Genomic DNA, 16,697 nt, shown 5'->3' with positions numbered 1-16,697 from the left:
CTCATAAAATATGTTACATGCTGTCTATTTTATCCACTTCTGATTATACTTCTCCCCATTGCAATAACGTCACAATGAATTAAATTCATTTAAAACAAAAGATTAAATTGAATTTACTAAAATGATTGGATATAATATTTGAGGTACGTAAGCAGATTCGATTGAATACCCAGGCTGTGAAGAGTAACAGCATCTACAAAACGTAGATCAGCGGTAAAATCATTCAAGGAAAAGTGGTGAAAAATGACCTGAATTATTGTTTAAACACATTTTAATTTATGATCAAAGGAGTATTACATGAAGTATGAAAAAACCTTGGTGTCGAGGATTCTACTGACAGTTGTTTTGCCTGTTGCTTTTATTTTTCTAGTAACCGTTGGCTTATCACTGTATGTCCTGAGCCTGAACTTCGACCAGTATTTTACAATCCCAAACAGCATAATCCTGATTTATGCACTCGGATTGCTTGTCATCGTTGGCGTGATTTTAGTGGGTTTTAATAAAACCTCGAACCAAATAACTCAGCTAACTAAAATTGCCAATCGCATCGTTGCTGGTGATGTTGACATAAACCTTGAAGCAACGCAGACCCACGACCAGCTGGGTCAATTAGGTTACACCTTAACAGAAATCGCCGGGACTATTAAATCTCAGGCAGATATTACAAGCCGGATCGGTGCTGGTGATCTTTCCGTCGCAATAACCCCAAAATCCGAAAAAGATCTGCTGGGGAACAGTTTGCAACGTATGCAAACCGCAATGTTAAATCTCGTCGATTATCTATCAATGCTGCCAGAAAGCATCAAGCCAGGATTTGATTTGGATCAGAAACACAACGATGCTTTGGGGGGTGATTTCAAAAATGCGATCACCCGGACCAATCAGGCCATCGAAATACTGGCCTCTGAAAAAGACTTCTATGCAGCAATCCTGGATGCGATGCCATACCGTGTTACCGCCGTTGACAATGATTTGAAGATTACCTTTCTCAATAAAGCGCTGGGTGACTTGATGAAAAAAACCGGCACCGCCGAAAAACGGGAAGATATGTATGGCCACGCCTGTTCCGAGTGTAATCTTGAGATCTGCAAGACCGAAAATTGTGGCGTTACCGCCTTTAAAAAAAGCGGTCGAACCGAATACCCCTTCGAATTCAAGGGCCGCTATTATCGCATGGACACGGCTGCTATTCTTGATAAAGATGGCTCTACCATCGGCTATCTGGAAATCTCTCACGATACCACCCCAAATGAAAGCGTCGCCCAGTATACCAAAAAAGAAGTGCTTCGTTTAGAGCAAAATCTGGAACGATTATCACTCGGGAACCTGGATTTTGATATGGATATTCAGCTGCCCGATGACTATACCCATGCCACCCACGAACAGTTTATGACCATCGAAAAGAACTTAATCTGTGTGAAAGAATCCATTGGCGATCTCATCACCGATGCCACCCAGCTGACCCGAGCCGCAATCCAGGGTGAACTGGAGATCCGGGCCGATGAAACCCGTTTTAGTGGTTCCTGGCAAAAACTGATAAAGGGCATGAATGGAATCCTAGCAAAAATTTCAAAACCCATTAACGAAGTGGCAGCAGCATTGGATGATATGTCTGAAGGAAATTTAAACGCCACCGTAACTGGCACCTATAAAGGCAGCTTTGATGCCCTGAAAACCGCCGTCAACACCATGGGCAGCCGCTTCAGAACGGTCGTAACTGAAATTTCAGCTGTGACTGAAGAAATCGGCAACGGCAATCTGAGCATCAATGACATGCGTGTCTACCGAGGCGATTTCAATGCTATTTCTGTTTCGCTTAATGCGATTATAAAAAAGTTAAATGATCTCCTTGGTGACATCAACAATGCGGCTGAACAAGTTAATACCGGTGCCAATCAGATTGCTGACAGTAGTCAGTCCTTGGCACAGGGTTCCACTGAGCAGGCCAGCTCGATTCAGGAGTTAACCGCATCCATCGCTGAAATCGCCGACCAGACGAAACACAATGCCGTTGATGCCAATAAGGCCCGATCATTGGCCGCTGACGTCATGGAAAACGCTGATAAGGGCACTAATCAAATGATCAGAATGCAGCAATCGATGATCGACATGAACAAGTCCTCTGATGATATTTCTAAAATTATAAAAGTCATTGATGATATCGCCTTCCAAACTAATATTCTGGCGCTCAATGCGGCGGTTGAAGCGGCCCGGGCCGGACAACACGGCAAAGGTTTTGCCGTCGTCGCCGAAGAAGTTAGAACCTTGGCTGCCCGCAGTGCCGATGCCGCCAAAGAAACAACCGGACTGATCGAAGGGTCCATCCAAAAGGTTCAGGAAGGAACAAAAATTGCCGATGAAACAGCTGCAGCACTTGATGAAATTGTCAGTGGCATCGATCAAGTTACCGGTCTGATTGGCAATATTGCCACCGCCTCCAATGAACAGGCCACAGGCATTGCCCAAATCAACCTGGGAGTCGAACAAGTTGCCCAGGTTGTTCAGCAGAACTCAGCCACCGCCGAACAAAGTGCCGCTGCCAGTGAAGAATTATCCGGCCAATCGGTTTTATTAAAACAGATGATTAATCAATTTCAACTGAGATAATCCACAATAATTTGTCAATTACACTACCAACGCAAGGCCACCACATTAAGTGGTGGTTTTTGCGTTGGTATGTAATACAAATCAGATAATCTGTAAATCTCTCATTCTAATTAAGGTATCTTTCTTCAGATTGCCGTTCATTCTTGACTTTGTTATGAAAAATCGCTAGGATATAGCTTAGACAAAGAATCATCATTCGGACTAAAGTATCATCGGGTCTATCACGACGCCTATTTAGGAAGGTAAATTTATGGAAAAAGAAATCAGTCGCAGAGATCGAAAAAAACGCCAGGTACTCACTACTCTCGTCGATGTGACAATGAAACTGTTTATTGAAAAAGGATTTGCAGAAACAACCATCGCTGAAATTGCATCGGCTGCAGATATTGGCACGGGCACCTTTTATAATTATTTTCATTCAAAAGAAGATGTTCTGAGATATGTTTTGACAAAAAATCTGGATGAAACAAAGGACTCCCTGGAAGAACTGAATCGCTCTTCCATGAGTCCTCCGGAAAAAATCTCTCAAATTCTGTTAACCATCGGTAAAATTTTTAAAGAAAATCAGCAATTATTTAACTTATGCAATCGCCATCTTTCTCTGATGGGGCCACCCCATGGAACTGAATTTAAAGATATCTTGGTAGCCATAATCCAGGAAGGGCGAATAAATGGCGATTTCAGAAATGATGTACCCATTGAAATGATCACCGAACTGTTTATGGGTTTAATCAAATCTGCCCTTACCAGTCATGCAAAAATTTCTTTTGAGGAAAACCTCAACTATAAATTGAAGCTGTTTATGGATGGACTTTTAACAAAATAAGACTGCAATAAAACATGAGCTTGGACTCTCTTTATGATCCTTACTTTAACTATATTAATCTTTTTAACCCGGCCGCACTGAACAGCCGATTCACCAGATCACCGCCAATACCGATGACGGTTTCCTCATGCGTGAAATCGGTGATTTTTTCATCAAAAAGAATGGTGGCCTGAGCTGGCAGTTCATCGTCACCATCCCAAAATAAAAAACGAATTGGCATACAGACAAAGGCCATGGCCTGAAATCCGGCGTCTGAATTTGGCAACCGTTCAAACCCCAGTTTTTCAGCAGCATCAATCAATTGATCTGTTTTACCTTCAAAGGTTTTGGCAAAAGGCATCAGGGTTGATTTTTTAAAGGCCGGACTAAATGGTGCTGCACCCCGAAGTTCATGAAGAGGAATAAAATTACCAGAATTTCTCGGTGCTTCTTTCGAAAAATAAAACAAATGATAAATAGCTGACTGAGTATAAAAATCCACCTCTTCCTGGGGATTTTCAAGATTATGAATTCTGGCATCCACTCGGTTAATCTCGTAATTGACACCAAAATAAGTAATCGGTAAATTATTTTCATTGTATCCGGGCAGTCCTAAGGCCGCATAACGTTCTTCATAGTCAAACTCCAGCGCCTTTAGTCGCCAATATTCACATACATTTTTATAATTATCTTGTTCCATCTTCAGTCTCCTCCATTTTATCTATGCTTAGCGTTTACAAAGTAGCAGGAGCTTAACCCGCTGCTTCGCAATTTATTATTCTTTAATCAGCAATTAACAGTTATCTTGAATTTATTCATTTATGAATTTATTCATAAATATATTATCTTCATTTCTTTATTTTGTCAACAACAATCCATTCAATCACTATCTTTTTCTCATCTCAAAAAACATGCTCCACCGCCGTCACTTGGATGTTTTTTCTTTTTAAAATCATACAACGAGTATAACGTTTAGCTATTGATTCTAAATTAATCTTGTCAGATCGGACAAATATTTGCAAAAAGAAAAAACAGCCGACTGATATAAAGTCCGCTGTTTTTTATTTGGGTGAGGTGGATGTTATTACCTTAATAATTTAGTCCATGAACCTTGAAATAAGGTTGAAAAGAAAGCTGTCTCCTAAAGCTTGATCAAATGTCCTTGTCAATCAGGGGAAAATCCCCTTAATCTCTTCAGCATAAATCAACCGTTTCAGAGCGATGATATAGGCCGCCATCCGCAATGAACACTGGGATTGCTGACTTTCTTCGAGAATTTCAATAAATGCGGCTGACATAATTTTCTCCAGGGTTTTATTGACCTGCTCCCGGTTCCAGGTTAAGATCTGAATATTCTGAACCCACTCAAAATAAGAAACAATCACCCCACCGCTGTTGGCAAAAATATCCGGCACCAGGACGATGCCCCGTTCTTCCAATAGCGCATCGGCGGCCACGCTGGTCGGACCGTTGGCGCCTTCAATGACATAAGAACACTGCAGTTTTTCGGCATTTTCAGCATTGATCTGGTTCTCCAGCGCCGCCGGGATCAGCACATCACATTTGCAGGTCAGGACTTCCTCATGGGAAATATGACGGACCCCCGCTTTCTGATAATCTTTTAACTGCTTACCGGTAAGCTCCAGAAACTCCGATATTTCATCAGCATCCAAACCGTTTTCGCAGTAAATTCCTCCCGAAACATCACTTAAGGCCACAATTTTACTGCCCCGATGAAAAAGAATCCGGGCGGCATTCCCACCGACATTGCCCATCCCCGAGATTGCCACCGAAACATCCGCAAGCTGCTTGCCATCCCGTTCCAGAATCAGTTTGGTACTGATCGCCACGCCCCGGCCAGTGGCCGAATTCCGTCCTTTAGAGCCACCCAGCTCCAAGGGTTTTCCGGTGACCACCCCAGGGCAGGGCTTACCTTTTAGCATGCTATAGGTATCCAGAATCCAGGCCATGGTTTGGGAGTTGGTGTTAACGTCTGGTGCTGGAATATCCATATCCGCACCAATTAGCGGTTCGATGGCAAAGGCGTAACGTCTGGTCAGTTTGCGCAGTTCCCGTTGAGAAAGCGTATTGGGATCAACCCGCACCCCACCTTTAGCCCCACCGTAGGGAATATTAACGACTGCACATTTTAACGACATCCAGGTGGCCAGGGCCTTGACTTCATTTAAATTACAGTCCTGATGAAAGCGGATCCCGCCTTTAAACGGCCCCCGGATATTGGAATGCTGAACTCGATAGCCTTCAAAAACCTGTACCGTTCCATCATCCATTTCCACCGGCAAATAGACCTTTGTTTCCCTTTGGGGGTTTTTAATGATATCAAACATATACTGATTCATCCCGCCAATTTCCATTGCCTCTGTCATTACATCTACCACGTTCGAATAGGGATCATAGAATTCGCTCATACACTTGTCTCCTGCTTATAATTTGTTGCGGCACATCAACTGAAAACAATCATAAACTTAAAACATTTACATTGTCAATCACTCAACACAAAACGATGATACCTAATTATTTTAAGTGTATTCACCTAATTTAAAAAGTTTTTTCACTTCTTTACTTAATTTAATTATGTTACAATATTGTAACAAACATCGACTATTTTACACTAACAATCCATTTTCAATTATTTTCAATAATTCAGGAGACTAAATAATGAAAAACAAACAATTGGACGCCATCGATCTGCAGATATTAAATCTGCTCCAGAAAAACGGCCGAATCTCAATCAAAGAACTGGCCGCTCAGGTCTATCTCTCGTCACCGGCGGTTTCTTCCCGGATCGAACAACTGGAAAAGAATAATTATATTAGCGGCTATCAGGCGGTAGTGAATCCCATCAAAATGGGCTATCATATCAAGGCCTTTGTCAATCTGGAGGTTGAACCGATCCGCAAAAAAGAGTTCTATCCCTACATCCAGGGCTGCAATAATGTGATCGAATGCAATTGTGTCACCGGTGATTATTCGATGCTACTGGAAGTTCTTTTCCCCAGCACCAGCGAATTGGACAGCTTCATCGGCGAACTGCAACGATTCGGCCGAACTAAAACCCTGATTGTCTTTTCAACTTCGGTGGAGCATCGGGGGATTGAGTTTGCTTTGGAATAAATCGGAGGCAAACATTTTGATTGCCTCCGATCATCTGCTGATAAGCCCGTGTTAATTTTTTAAGCCCTTACCATAAGATTTTTTCCGTTAATTTTTACTTATTTAAGCAGCATCTTATTGACCGCATTAATCAGCGCCAGGGCACTGGCCCGCATCACATCCTGCTCGATGGCTTTACCCGAGAACAACTGGTCATCGCAGCGAATCTGGGCGGTGACCTTGCCCAGACTCCCTTTGCCCCGACTGAGGCTGTTGATCCGGTAATCGATGAGTTCAATGGGCGCCCCGATAGCTTCCATAATCGCTCCATAAAGGGCATCAATAACCCCGGATCCGCTGCGGCTGCTCACCACTTCCTGCTCACCTTTTACCAGCCTAACTGTTGCTACTGGTAACCCTCCGGTCACCTGTAGCTGATAATCAAGTAGCTGCCATAATTCCGGGCTCGTAGCACTGCTGGGAACGCCACTGTTTTTCAGCAGGGTCAGGACATCATTGTCGTAGATTTCTTTTTTGGCATCGGCCATCGTCAAAAACTGCTGGTAGATGGCTGCCACTGAGACCTCAGGAATATCAAAACCCAGACGCTTTGTGACGTGCATAAACGCATGTCGGCCTGATCTGGCAGTGAGGACAATTTCCATTGCCGGTGCTCCGATGGTTTGTGGATCCATAATTTCATAAACATCCTTGGATTTGAGCAGCCCATCCTGATGGATTCCCGAGGAATGAGCAAAGGCATTTTCCCCGGTGATGGCCTTGTTGACCTGAATATCCAAGCCCATGGTGGCACTGACCATCCGGGATGTTTCATAGATTTTTTTGGAGTCCACCGTGGTATGTCCGCCATAATAAGCCGGGTGGAGCGAAATCCCCATGACCACTTCTTCCAGTGCGGTATTGCCGGCCCGCTCACCGATCCCATTGATGGTACATTCCACCTTATCCGCCCCGTTTTTAACCGCTGCCAGGGTATTGGCGGTAGCCAGACCAGTGTCATTATGACAATGAACACTGAGCATCACCCTGGGATCGAGATTTTTAAGCCGATCATTAATGCGGTAGATCAGCTTGCCAAATTCCTCAGGAATGGCAAACCCCACCGTATCCGGCACATTAATGATGGTGGCACCAGCCTTAACCACCGCTTCAATGGTTTGCCAGAGATACTCAAACTCCGAGCGGCTGGCATCTTCCAACGAATACTGAACCTGGGGTAGCAGACTGATGGCATATTTAACTGCGCCGACACCCATCTCGATAACCTGCTCCGGTGTTTTCTTAAATTTCTTGGCGACGTGAACACCTGATGAACCCAAAACAATATGAATCAACGGATTTTCGGCCGCCCGGATACTCTCATAAATGCAATCAATGTCTGCTTCCACCGCCCGACCCAGGGCCGCAATCCAGACGTCCTGGCCGATTTTTCGGCTAATCGCCCGAACGGCCTCAAAATCCCCCTGGGATGACGACGGAAAGCCTACCTCCATCATATCGACCTTCATTTTGGCAATCTGCTGGGCCACCTCCAGCTTTTCGGCCAGATTCAATTTGGCCCCCGGCACCTGCTCACCATCTCTTAAGGTGGTGTCAAAAACATAAATTTTTCGTGACATACTCTTTCTCCTTTTATGAATTTTGGGTAAAAAAAGCTCCCTTATCATCTCAATCAGAGACGAAAAGGGAGCTTTCCGCGGTACCACTCTTATTCACACAGAAGACTGCATGCACTTTATCGATACCCTTTACTGCCCCTGAAGATTCTTTTTCGTCTAAAATTAGTGTATAAAAAAACGCCTGTCTCAAACGAGACAGACGAAAAATCTGCTATACCACTCTTTTTATAAATCTTCAATACGGGCTTAATAAAACCGATATCCATCCCCTGTAACGGTGGGCTTCCGTCTTAACCTAATTTTCGCCGACTCTATCGGCACTGTTTCAGCAAGCAACTCCGAGGTGAGTTCATCATCTTCTGATTTCTGCTTCACACCACCCAGCAGATCTCTGCAAATCATCCAACAACTACTATTCCGCATCTACGTCTTTCTGATATTTTATTCATCATAAACGAATCAAACCCGTTTGTCAACCCAATAAAGCAGAAAAAGCAGCCGTTTATAAACAGCTGCCAATGATAGTGAAGTGAAAAAAGATGTCGAAACTTTTCTCACTTCACAAATTATAAATTGTTAAGCTTAACTTTCTCTGTAACTTTTCATTTATTTAAGCAGATGTTAAAGAAAGATGAAAGACAATGCTCTTTATTTCTAAAAACGCCCAATCTTTTTACACCGCCATCCATGCCATGTCTGGTTGTAATCTGATTGCCTGCTTGTCCGTTACACATAATGATCCCGGCCAGAATTAGCGGAAAATCTCCCGGGCCATTTTCTTGGCTGTCGGGGTGTCGGCCAGTCCGCCTTCTGCCGTTTCTTTGAGCGTTTTCGGCATCGCATCCCCAATGTCTTTCATGGCGGCAATCACCTCATCCACCGGGATGACACTTTCAATACCCGCCAGGGCCATTTCTGCAGCAATCAGGGCATTGGCCGCCCCGCTGGCATTGCGCTTGACACAGGGCACTTCAACCAGCCCGGCCACCGGATCACAGACCAGCCCCAGTACGCTTTTCAGCGCAATGGCACAGGCATGGGCGCACATTTGCGGGGTACCGCCCATCAGCTCAACCGCTGCCGCTGCCGCCATCGCCGCGGCACTGCCACATTCGGCCTGACAGCCACCTTCAGCCCCAGATATACTGGCTTTTTTGGCAATTACCATACCCAACCCGGCGGCGGTAAAAAGACTCATCACCACCTGCGCTTCGGTTAAATCGTATGCTTCTTTCAAGGTCAGCAAAAGAGCCGGAATGATCCCGCAGGAACCAGCGGTGGGAGCTGCCACAATTCGCCCCATGCAGGCATTCACTTCAGCAATGGCCAGGGCCTTGGCCAGGGTTTCGCTGAGCACCATCCCGCCGAGGGACTGACCGGCACGAATGGCCTGTTTCATTTTAAGCGCATCCCCGCCACTCAAACCACTGGCTGACTTACTCCCGCTGTTTAAGCCTTTGCTGGCGGCTTCGGCCATCACCTGCAGGCTTTTTTTCATTTCTTCGATCAGGTCTTGCTGGGATCTTTCCATCTGCAGCGCCTGATCGGCCAGAACCAACGCCGAAATACGTTTTCCCTTTTTTGTCGCCTTGTCTGCCAGTTCCTGTACGGAATCATAACTTATCATCTTCGCTCCTAATAGATTGGTTTGATTAAAACCGCCTTTTTTACAGAGTTCACTGCTTCAATTAAACTGACCAGTTCTTCATTAACGGCCTGGTCGGTTTCAATCACCATCATTGCTTCACCACCTCGTTGGGAACGATACATGTTCATCTCGGCAATGTTGATCCCCTGATCAGCCAGCAAATTGGTCACTGCCGCGATCATTCCCGGCGTATCATGATGGGGCACCAGCAGAGTGTAGTATTCGCCATTAAACTTGACATTGATCTCATTAATCCGGTTGACCACAATTCGGCCACCACCCACCGATGATCCCTGGACAATGGTTTTTTTGCCCTGTGAATCAACCGCTGCAATCAGAGCCGTATTGGGATGAACCGCTTTGTTGCCGGATTTTTTAAATTTAAAGGCCATGCCCAGGTCCCGGGCCAGCTCCAGACTGTCTTTGATGCGTTCATCATCCGGAGCCATCCCCAATAAGCCAGCAATAATTGCCTTATCGGTACCGTGACCCTTATAGGTTTGGGCAAACGAACCAAAGAGCTCTATCATCACCGTCGCTGGCTGCCCACCGGACACCGCCCGGGCGATTTTTCCGATCCGCACCGCCCCGGCCGTATGGGAACTGGAGGGGCCCACCATAATCGGTCCAATAATGTCAAATACATTCATCCCAACCTCACTCTTTCGGCATCAGCCAGACTTTTACTCAGCACTCTACAACGATGCCATCGATTTTTCTGATATTTTCTTACCCAGAATAGTCCTTTTTAAGCGCCCGCCTTCTGACTGAATGTAAGAACTGGCTTACGAACTGCTTTTACCTCATCCAATCGCCCGACAATGGTATCATGCGGTGCCGATTTAACTACTTCCGGATTTTCTTGTGCTTCCCTGGCAATCTGTTTCATCGCCGCAATAAAAGCATCAAGGGTTTCTTTACTTTCGGTTTCAGTTGGTTCAATCATCAGTGCTTCTTTGACAATCAGCGGAAAATAGATCGTCGGCGGATGATAGCCAAAATCAATCAGACGCTTGGCAATATCAAGTGCCGACACCCCGGCCTTTGCCTGCTTTTGAGCTGAAAAAACAACTTCATGCATACAAGTTTTTCCAAATGGCAATTCATAATCCTCACAAAGCCCAGCACGGATATAGTTGGCATTTAGCACCGCCATTTCTGAAGCTTCCCGTAGTCCCTTTGCCCCTAATGAACGGATGTAAGCAAACGCTTTAACGACCACTAAAAAATTACCATAGAACGATTTAACCCGGCCAATTGACAGCGGCCGGTCACCATCAAGATAATAGCCGTTGGTGCCGCTTTCCACTACCGGCCCTGGCAGAAAGGGAACCAATTCTTTTTTCACTCCCACCGGGCCTGAACCCGGGCCGCCACCGCCATGAGGTGTGCTAAAGGTTTTGTGGAGATTGAGATGTACCACATCAAAGCCCATGTCACCCGGGCGGGTTTTGCCCATGATGGCGTTCATATTGGCACCGTCATAATAGAGCAGCCCCCCCGCCTGATGGACGATCTTCGCTATTTCGACAATATTTTCTTCAAATAAGCCCAGAGTACTGGGATTCGTCAGCATCAGTCCGGCAATTTCATCACTCATCACCGCCTGCAGTGCTTCAAGATCAACCCCACCAGCCTGATTGGACTTCACCTCGATGACATCAAACCCAACGACCGCCGCTGAGGCCGGATTGGTGCCATGGGATGAATCTGGTACAACAATTTTTTGTCGCTTTGTATCACCTCGGTGCTGATGATAGGCTTTAATAATCATCAGTCCCGCCATTTCGCCATGGGCGCCAGCCGCCGGTTGCAGCGATACCCGTTCCATTCCGGTAATCTCTGCCAGCATTCGATCGGTTTGATAAAGCACTTCCAGACAGCCTTGAACAGTCTGCTCGGGCTGATAGGGGTGAACCCCGGTAAAACCACGGTACTGAGCCACCGCTTCATTAACTTTGGGGTTATATTTCATGGTACAGGAGCCCAGAGGATAAAAACCCGAATCAACCCCGTGATTCATTTGCGAAAGGGCCGTAAAGTGGCGGATTGTATCGATCTCGCTAACCTCCGGCAAGGCTGCTTCCTCAGTACGTAAAAACACTTCGGGGATCATGGTGTCAATGGATATCTCGGGAACATCACACATTGGCAGAATATCAGCTTTTCTTCCCGGCACCGACTTTTCAAAAATAAGCGCTTCTTGTTTAATCACAATGCTTCACCACCTTTTCTACCAGCTGATCAATTTCCTGGCGGGTTCGTTTTTCAGTGACCGCCAGCAACCAGCCATACTCAAACTCCGGATAGGCCTTTTTTAATTCATAACCGCCGATGATTCCATCCCCCAGCAGATCTTTGTTTAAGTCTTCCGGTGCAGTTGTGCCGATAACTGCAAACTCTTTAAAGAATGGAGCTGTAAAAGCCGGGGTAAATTTTCCGGTGGCAATCAGCCTGTCATGGAGATAATGGGCTTTACGAAGGCATAGGGTAGCCACCTCTTTTAGCCCCGCCTTGCCCAGTAACGTCAGATAAATCGTTGCTGCCAAGGCATTCAGGGCCTGATTCGAACAGATATTGGACGTCGCCTTATCCCGCCGAATATGCTGTTCTCTGGTCTGAAGGGTTAAGACAAAGGCTCGTTTGCCGTCATGGTCAGTGGTTTCTCCAACCACCCGACCAGGCAATTTTCGCATCAGAGCCTTGGTTGTTGCCATAAAACCCAGTCCCGGCCCGCCGAAACTGATTGGATTCCCCAGGCACTGACCATCTCCAACCACGATATCAGCACCCAATTCGCCTGGAGATCGAAGGATTGCCAATGACAATGGATCGACCGAGGCAATAAACAAGGCTTTTTGTTGATGGGCAAGGTCCGCCACCCGGCTCAACTCTTCAATAGCGCCAAAAAAGTTCGGACTTTGCACAATCACCGCAGCGGTCTTTGCGCTGCATAAGGCTTCAAGCTGGTTTAAATCGATGGTACCATTTTGAAAACCAATTTCTCTCACCTGCACATTTTTAAAGCGGGCATAGGTTTGCACCACCTGGCGATGCTCGGGAGCAACGGTGCTGGCAATCAGCACTTCGTCCCGACCCGTCTGACTGACAGCCATCGCCACCGCTTCGGCCAGTGCCGTGGCGCCATCGTACATTGACGCATTGGCAATCTCCATTCCGGTCAGCTCACAGATCATCGATTGAAACTCAAAGATTGCCTGCAGGGTGCCCTGACTGATTTCCGGCTGATAGGGTGTGTAAGCCGTGTAGAATTCCTGTCGGGAAGTCAGACTGCCAACAACACTGGGAATAAAATGATCATACGCCCCGGCTCCCAAAAAACAGGCGTAGCTGTCCAGGTTGGTATTTTTTTGTGTCAGCTCCCGCATCAGGGTGATCAACTCCATTTCTGACAGGGCTTCCGGCAACGCCAGTTCCCGGTCCAGCCGGACTGCCCCGGGGATGTCTGCAAAGAGTGCGTCCCGGGATGTCAGACCCAGCTTTTTTAGCATCGCCTGTTGTTCTTCTCCGGTTGTTGATAAATAAGATGCCATCGGTGTTTTCCTCCTTTAAAGTGTGGCTTTCAGTTTTTCAAGTTGTTCTGCTATCGCTTCATCATCAAAGCAGTATTTCATTGTAGTAAACTGGCTACGGAGCTTTTTAACGTCTTCCGCCACTGTTTTTTTACGCAAAATCACATCGGCCATCAGCTCAGCCGTCTCTTTAAAGGCTGCCTTGGTAAAACCAAAGCGGGTCATCTCAGCAACACCAATGCGGATTGCCCCGGAAGCGGTAAAACCCTCTTCTTCCGGCGTTGCCTGGTAATTAATGATGATATTGCTTTCTTCAAGACGTCTGGCCACTTCCGGACCAATGCCATAGCCAACCCGAACCACCACCTGGTGGGTCTCGGTATAGGAAATCTGTGGATCACCGGCCACATCAAGTCCAGCTTCAGCCAGCGCCCTGGCAAAATATTTGGCATTCTCGATGACAGTGCGCTGATAATCATCTTTAAAATAATTCATTTCGTAGGCCGCCATTAACAGACCCAACATCGTTCCGAGATGGTGGTTACTGACACTGCCTGGAAACGCCCGGGTCTCGATGGTTTCCCAAAGGCCATACTTATAATCATCCTTGTCATAATTTCCGGCAATGACCCCACGCTGGGTTCCAAAAAATGTTTTATGGGTGGAACCAGTCACCAGCTCAGCCCCTTCTTTAAAGGGATCCTGGAAATAATCACCGACCAGTCCCAGAACGTGGGCCATGTCATACATAATCACCGCATTGAGCTTCTGATCATCGATAAATTGGCGTATTTCCTGTACCGGTTCCTTGTGCAGAACCATGCTCTTACCAAAGATAATTAATTCCGGTCGATACGTCGTAATGACCTTTTTGGTTTCTTCGACATCGATCTTAAAGAGGTTATCGGGCTCCACCGGGAAATTGACAACTGCCGTTTTTTCCGTCCGGGGATCGACGGCGATATAGTCATGCAGGGCACCCATTGGCTGGGCGCTTAAATGACCACCACGGATGATATGATTGTTCAGGATATAGCCCAACCGCTTGGCCTCAACCTTACGGTTGACCCGATTCTTGTAATCCATCAAAGCACTAAAGACTGCCGTATTGGCCATTTGCCCGCTGATTACCCGAGTTTCAACCTCGGCACAGTTAAAGTACTGCTTGAATTCTTCCATCAGCAAATATTCAATCTCGTCGATAAAAGCTGTTCCCTGATAATAAAAAACGTCATAATCATAAAAGGATTTGGTTTTTTTGTGCTCTGCGTAGCGAAACGACGGATCCATCACTGATAACAACCGTACCGCTGACGAATGAGCCTGTTCCGACGGAATCAGGTTAATGGTTTCATACTGCCGGTGATGGGTATTGTCAAGGCTCTTCTTTAGCAGATTGAGGGCTTTGCCGGGATAATTAGCGGCGCTTTCAAACTGTCTTGTTACCTCCACGCCATAAAGAATCGGGCGGGCATACGGGGGCGCATCACTTTTTAAATGATAGGGCACAATCACCGCCGCAACCCGTTTGTTGCGGATTTCGACCTCCACCGGATCGTTGATCTCGACATCGCCATCAAGCAGCGCCAGACCAATCCCACGCATCGCTTTTTCATCGGTTATCTTGCTATCCAGTCCATAGCCTTCGGCTTTTAAATAGGGTACCATGGTGGCACTGGTGATCACGCCGACTTCCCTGCCATCTTTAAAAACCTTGCATCCGGCCCGGGCTACACCTTTGCCGGTAATCGCCAACGATCTGACAATTCTGGGCAGTTTGGATAAATCGCTAAAATCCCGTTCCATGATGGCCTTAAAGCCGCAATACTGTTCCCGAAGTGGTGCCCGCCCCAGATAATTGCCCTTATCCGCGGCAAAGCTGACAGCAAATTTAGCCAGTGGACAGGAGAAAATCGGAATCTCCTGACCCTCGTTATCCAGTCCCAGTTCGTGTCCATATAGCGGCAGACCGGCTTCCAGTCTTAATGTATCCCGGGCCCCCAGACCGACGGCCATGGCACCCAATCCCAGCAGCTTTTCCCAGATTTCCGGGCTTTGCTCCGCCTTGGCAAACAGTTCAAAACCCAGGGGTTCTCCCGTGTAGCCAGTTCGTGCAATCAGGAGGGGGGCCCCGTGATAATTAAGAATTCCCAATGCATTCTTAAGGGGTTCGGTCAAAAATTCGCTTCCGGTCAATTTTTTCAAAATATTCTTGGCTTCCGGGCCTTGCAGTGAAATCATCGCCAGCTCAGCGGATTGATCGGTTATTTGGGCATCAAAGGCTTTGATTTCATTATTCAGATGCTGCCAATCTTTGTCGGCGTTGGCCGCATTCACTACCAGCAGGTAGCGATCTTCATAAAAGCGGTAAAGGTAGGCGTCATCAATGGCGCCGCCGTTTTTGTTGGGAATCATCGTATACTGAGCCTGAAGCAGATCCAGCGCAAAAACATTGTTGGTCAGGACATACTGTAAAAAAGCGGTGGCCTCTTTTCCGGTGATGATGAAGCGGGCCATATGTGAAACATCAAAGATGCCCGCTTTAATCCGGGTATGGAAATGCTCATCAACAATGCCATGGGGATACTGAATTGGCATCTCCCAGCCCCCAAAATCTACCAAGGTGGCTCCGGCTTTGACATGATTGTCATATAATACGGTGCGTTTTAAATCTCCCATTTGCTGATCTCGCACGCTTTCTATTCCTGACAAAACGCTTCGTACTCGGTTGCGTCCATCAAGTCATCAACTTCTGTGGGATCATCCATTTCAACACAAATCAACCAGTTTTCAAAGGCATCGGTATTAATCAGCTCTGGCTCATCATTCAGCGCTTCGTTAATTTTCTCGACCGTTCCGGCCACCGGCAAATAAATATCGGAAGCCGCCTTAACCGATTCGACCACCCCAAAGGTTTGATCCTTATCGATATGATCACCCACTTCCGGCAATTCAACAAAAACAATGTCCCCCAGGGAATGTTGGGCGTAATCGGTAATCCCTATGGTGGCCTGATTGCCTTCTACCTTAACCCACTCATGATCCTTTGAATACTTCAACCCTGCAACAATTCTCATTTTTTTAATCCTCCATTTTTCTAATTTTAACAAAAAAACAAAAAAAGCAGAAAGCTAATGCCTTCTGCTCTGTTATTGACCTGAGAGATTCCTACTATAAAGTTGCCCCTTCGGTGCGTCTTCGCTTTCCAGAGAGATGTCCAGATACGGTCCTCTTTACCTGAGATCATCGCCGATATTATGGCTAATACCAGCTTATTCCTTCGGTGCTGCACACTCTGCAGTCTCTCCCGTATCCATCATTCATCATACCATCGTTTAATTGTATTTTTG

The 16,697-nt window shown here is 46.4% G+C and carries 12 protein-coding genes, 2 riboswitches and 1 other annotated feature; of the genes, 3 read left to right on the top strand and 9 right to left on the bottom strand.

The window, feature by feature from the left end; all coding sequences use genetic code 11:
- Positions 1-297 precede the first annotated feature (297 nt).
- A complete protein-coding gene (locus tag B3F51_RS10935) occupies positions 298-2,607 on the top strand; it encodes a methyl-accepting chemotaxis protein (RefSeq protein ID WP_286947082.1) in 2,310 nt (769 codons plus the stop codon).
- 250 nt (positions 2,608-2,857) lie between these two features.
- Positions 2,858-3,433 carry a TetR/AcrR family transcriptional regulator gene (locus B3F51_RS10930; RefSeq protein WP_070369623.1) on the top strand — a complete coding sequence of 192 codons (576 nt, stop codon included), beginning with the start codon at positions 2,858-2,860 and terminating at the stop codon, positions 3,431-3,433.
- Positions 3,434-3,482: 49 nt separating this feature from the next.
- Here B3F51_RS10930 and B3F51_RS10925 read toward each other — a convergent pair whose 3' ends face one another.
- Together B3F51_RS10925 and B3F51_RS10920 are read right to left on the bottom strand one after the other, a co-directional pair.
- Entirely contained in the window at positions 3,483-4,112 is a 630-nt protein-coding gene (locus B3F51_RS10925; protein ID WP_148637999.1) for a DUF3786 domain-containing protein, read from the bottom strand.
- Positions 4,113-4,581: 469 nt separating this feature from the next.
- A complete protein-coding gene (locus tag B3F51_RS10920) occupies positions 4,582-5,841 on the bottom strand; it encodes a Glu/Leu/Phe/Val family dehydrogenase (RefSeq protein ID WP_250934474.1) in 1,260 nt (419 codons plus the stop codon).
- A gap of 265 nt (positions 5,842-6,106) precedes the next feature.
- Between B3F51_RS10920 and B3F51_RS10915 the strand changes: the two genes are divergently transcribed.
- A complete protein-coding gene (locus tag B3F51_RS10915; protein ID WP_349680220.1) occupies positions 6,107-6,547 on the top strand; it encodes an Lrp/AsnC family transcriptional regulator in 441 nt (146 codons plus the stop codon).
- A gap of 98 nt (positions 6,548-6,645) precedes the next feature.
- Here the strand turns inward: B3F51_RS10915 and B3F51_RS10910 are convergent, their stop codons facing one another.
- From B3F51_RS10910 to gcvH, 7 genes are all read right to left on the bottom strand, one after another.
- On the bottom strand, positions 6,646-8,166 hold the full coding sequence (locus B3F51_RS10910; RefSeq protein WP_286947080.1) for a 2-isopropylmalate synthase: 1,521 nt from the start codon (positions 8,164-8,166) through the stop codon (positions 6,646-6,648).
- Between the two features lie 52 nt (positions 8,167-8,218).
- Positions 8,219-8,601: a binding site (T-box leader), on the bottom strand.
- A gap of 316 nt (positions 8,602-8,917) precedes the next feature.
- Entirely contained in the window at positions 8,918-9,793 is an 876-nt protein-coding gene (sdaAA, locus tag B3F51_RS10905; protein ID WP_286947079.1) for an L-serine ammonia-lyase, iron-sulfur-dependent, subunit alpha, read from the bottom strand.
- An 8-nt stretch (positions 9,794-9,801) separates the two neighbouring features.
- On the bottom strand, positions 9,802-10,464 hold the full coding sequence (gene sdaAB / locus B3F51_RS10900) for an L-serine ammonia-lyase, iron-sulfur-dependent subunit beta (protein ID WP_286947077.1): 663 nt from the start codon (positions 10,462-10,464) through the stop codon (positions 9,802-9,804).
- Positions 10,465-10,562: 98 nt separating this feature from the next.
- On the bottom strand, positions 10,563-12,029 hold the full coding sequence (gcvPB, locus tag B3F51_RS10895) for an aminomethyl-transferring glycine dehydrogenase subunit GcvPB (protein ID WP_286947075.1): 1,467 nt from the start codon (positions 12,027-12,029) through the stop codon (positions 10,563-10,565).
- Entirely contained in the window at positions 12,022-13,368 is a 1,347-nt protein-coding gene (gene gcvPA / locus B3F51_RS10890) for an aminomethyl-transferring glycine dehydrogenase subunit GcvPA (RefSeq protein WP_286947073.1), read from the bottom strand. Before gcvPA ends, gcvPB begins: the two co-directional genes overlap by 8 nt.
- Before the next feature lie 15 nt (positions 13,369-13,383).
- Positions 13,384-16,026 (bottom strand): glycine cleavage system aminomethyltransferase GcvT, encoded by a 2,643-nt coding sequence (gcvT, locus tag B3F51_RS10885; RefSeq protein ID WP_286947072.1) that lies wholly within the window; start codon positions 16,024-16,026, stop codon positions 13,384-13,386.
- A gap of 20 nt (positions 16,027-16,046) precedes the next feature.
- Positions 16,047-16,424, bottom strand: a complete 378-nt coding sequence (gene gcvH, locus B3F51_RS10880; protein ID WP_286947070.1) for a glycine cleavage system protein GcvH — start codon at positions 16,422-16,424, stop codon at positions 16,047-16,049.
- Positions 16,425-16,491: 67 nt separating this feature from the next.
- A riboswitch (glycine riboswitch) is annotated at positions 16,492-16,558 on the bottom strand.
- A gap of 3 nt (positions 16,559-16,561) precedes the next feature.
- A riboswitch (glycine riboswitch) is annotated at positions 16,562-16,667 on the bottom strand.
- Positions 16,668-16,697 lie beyond the last annotated feature (30 nt).

The sequence above is a fragment of the Acetobacterium sp. UBA5834 genome, assembly GCF_002435675.1.
Taxonomy (GTDB): domain Bacteria; phylum Bacillota; class Clostridia; order Eubacteriales; family Eubacteriaceae; genus Acetobacterium; species Acetobacterium wieringae.
This window is presented reverse-complemented; position numbering and strand designations above follow the sequence as displayed.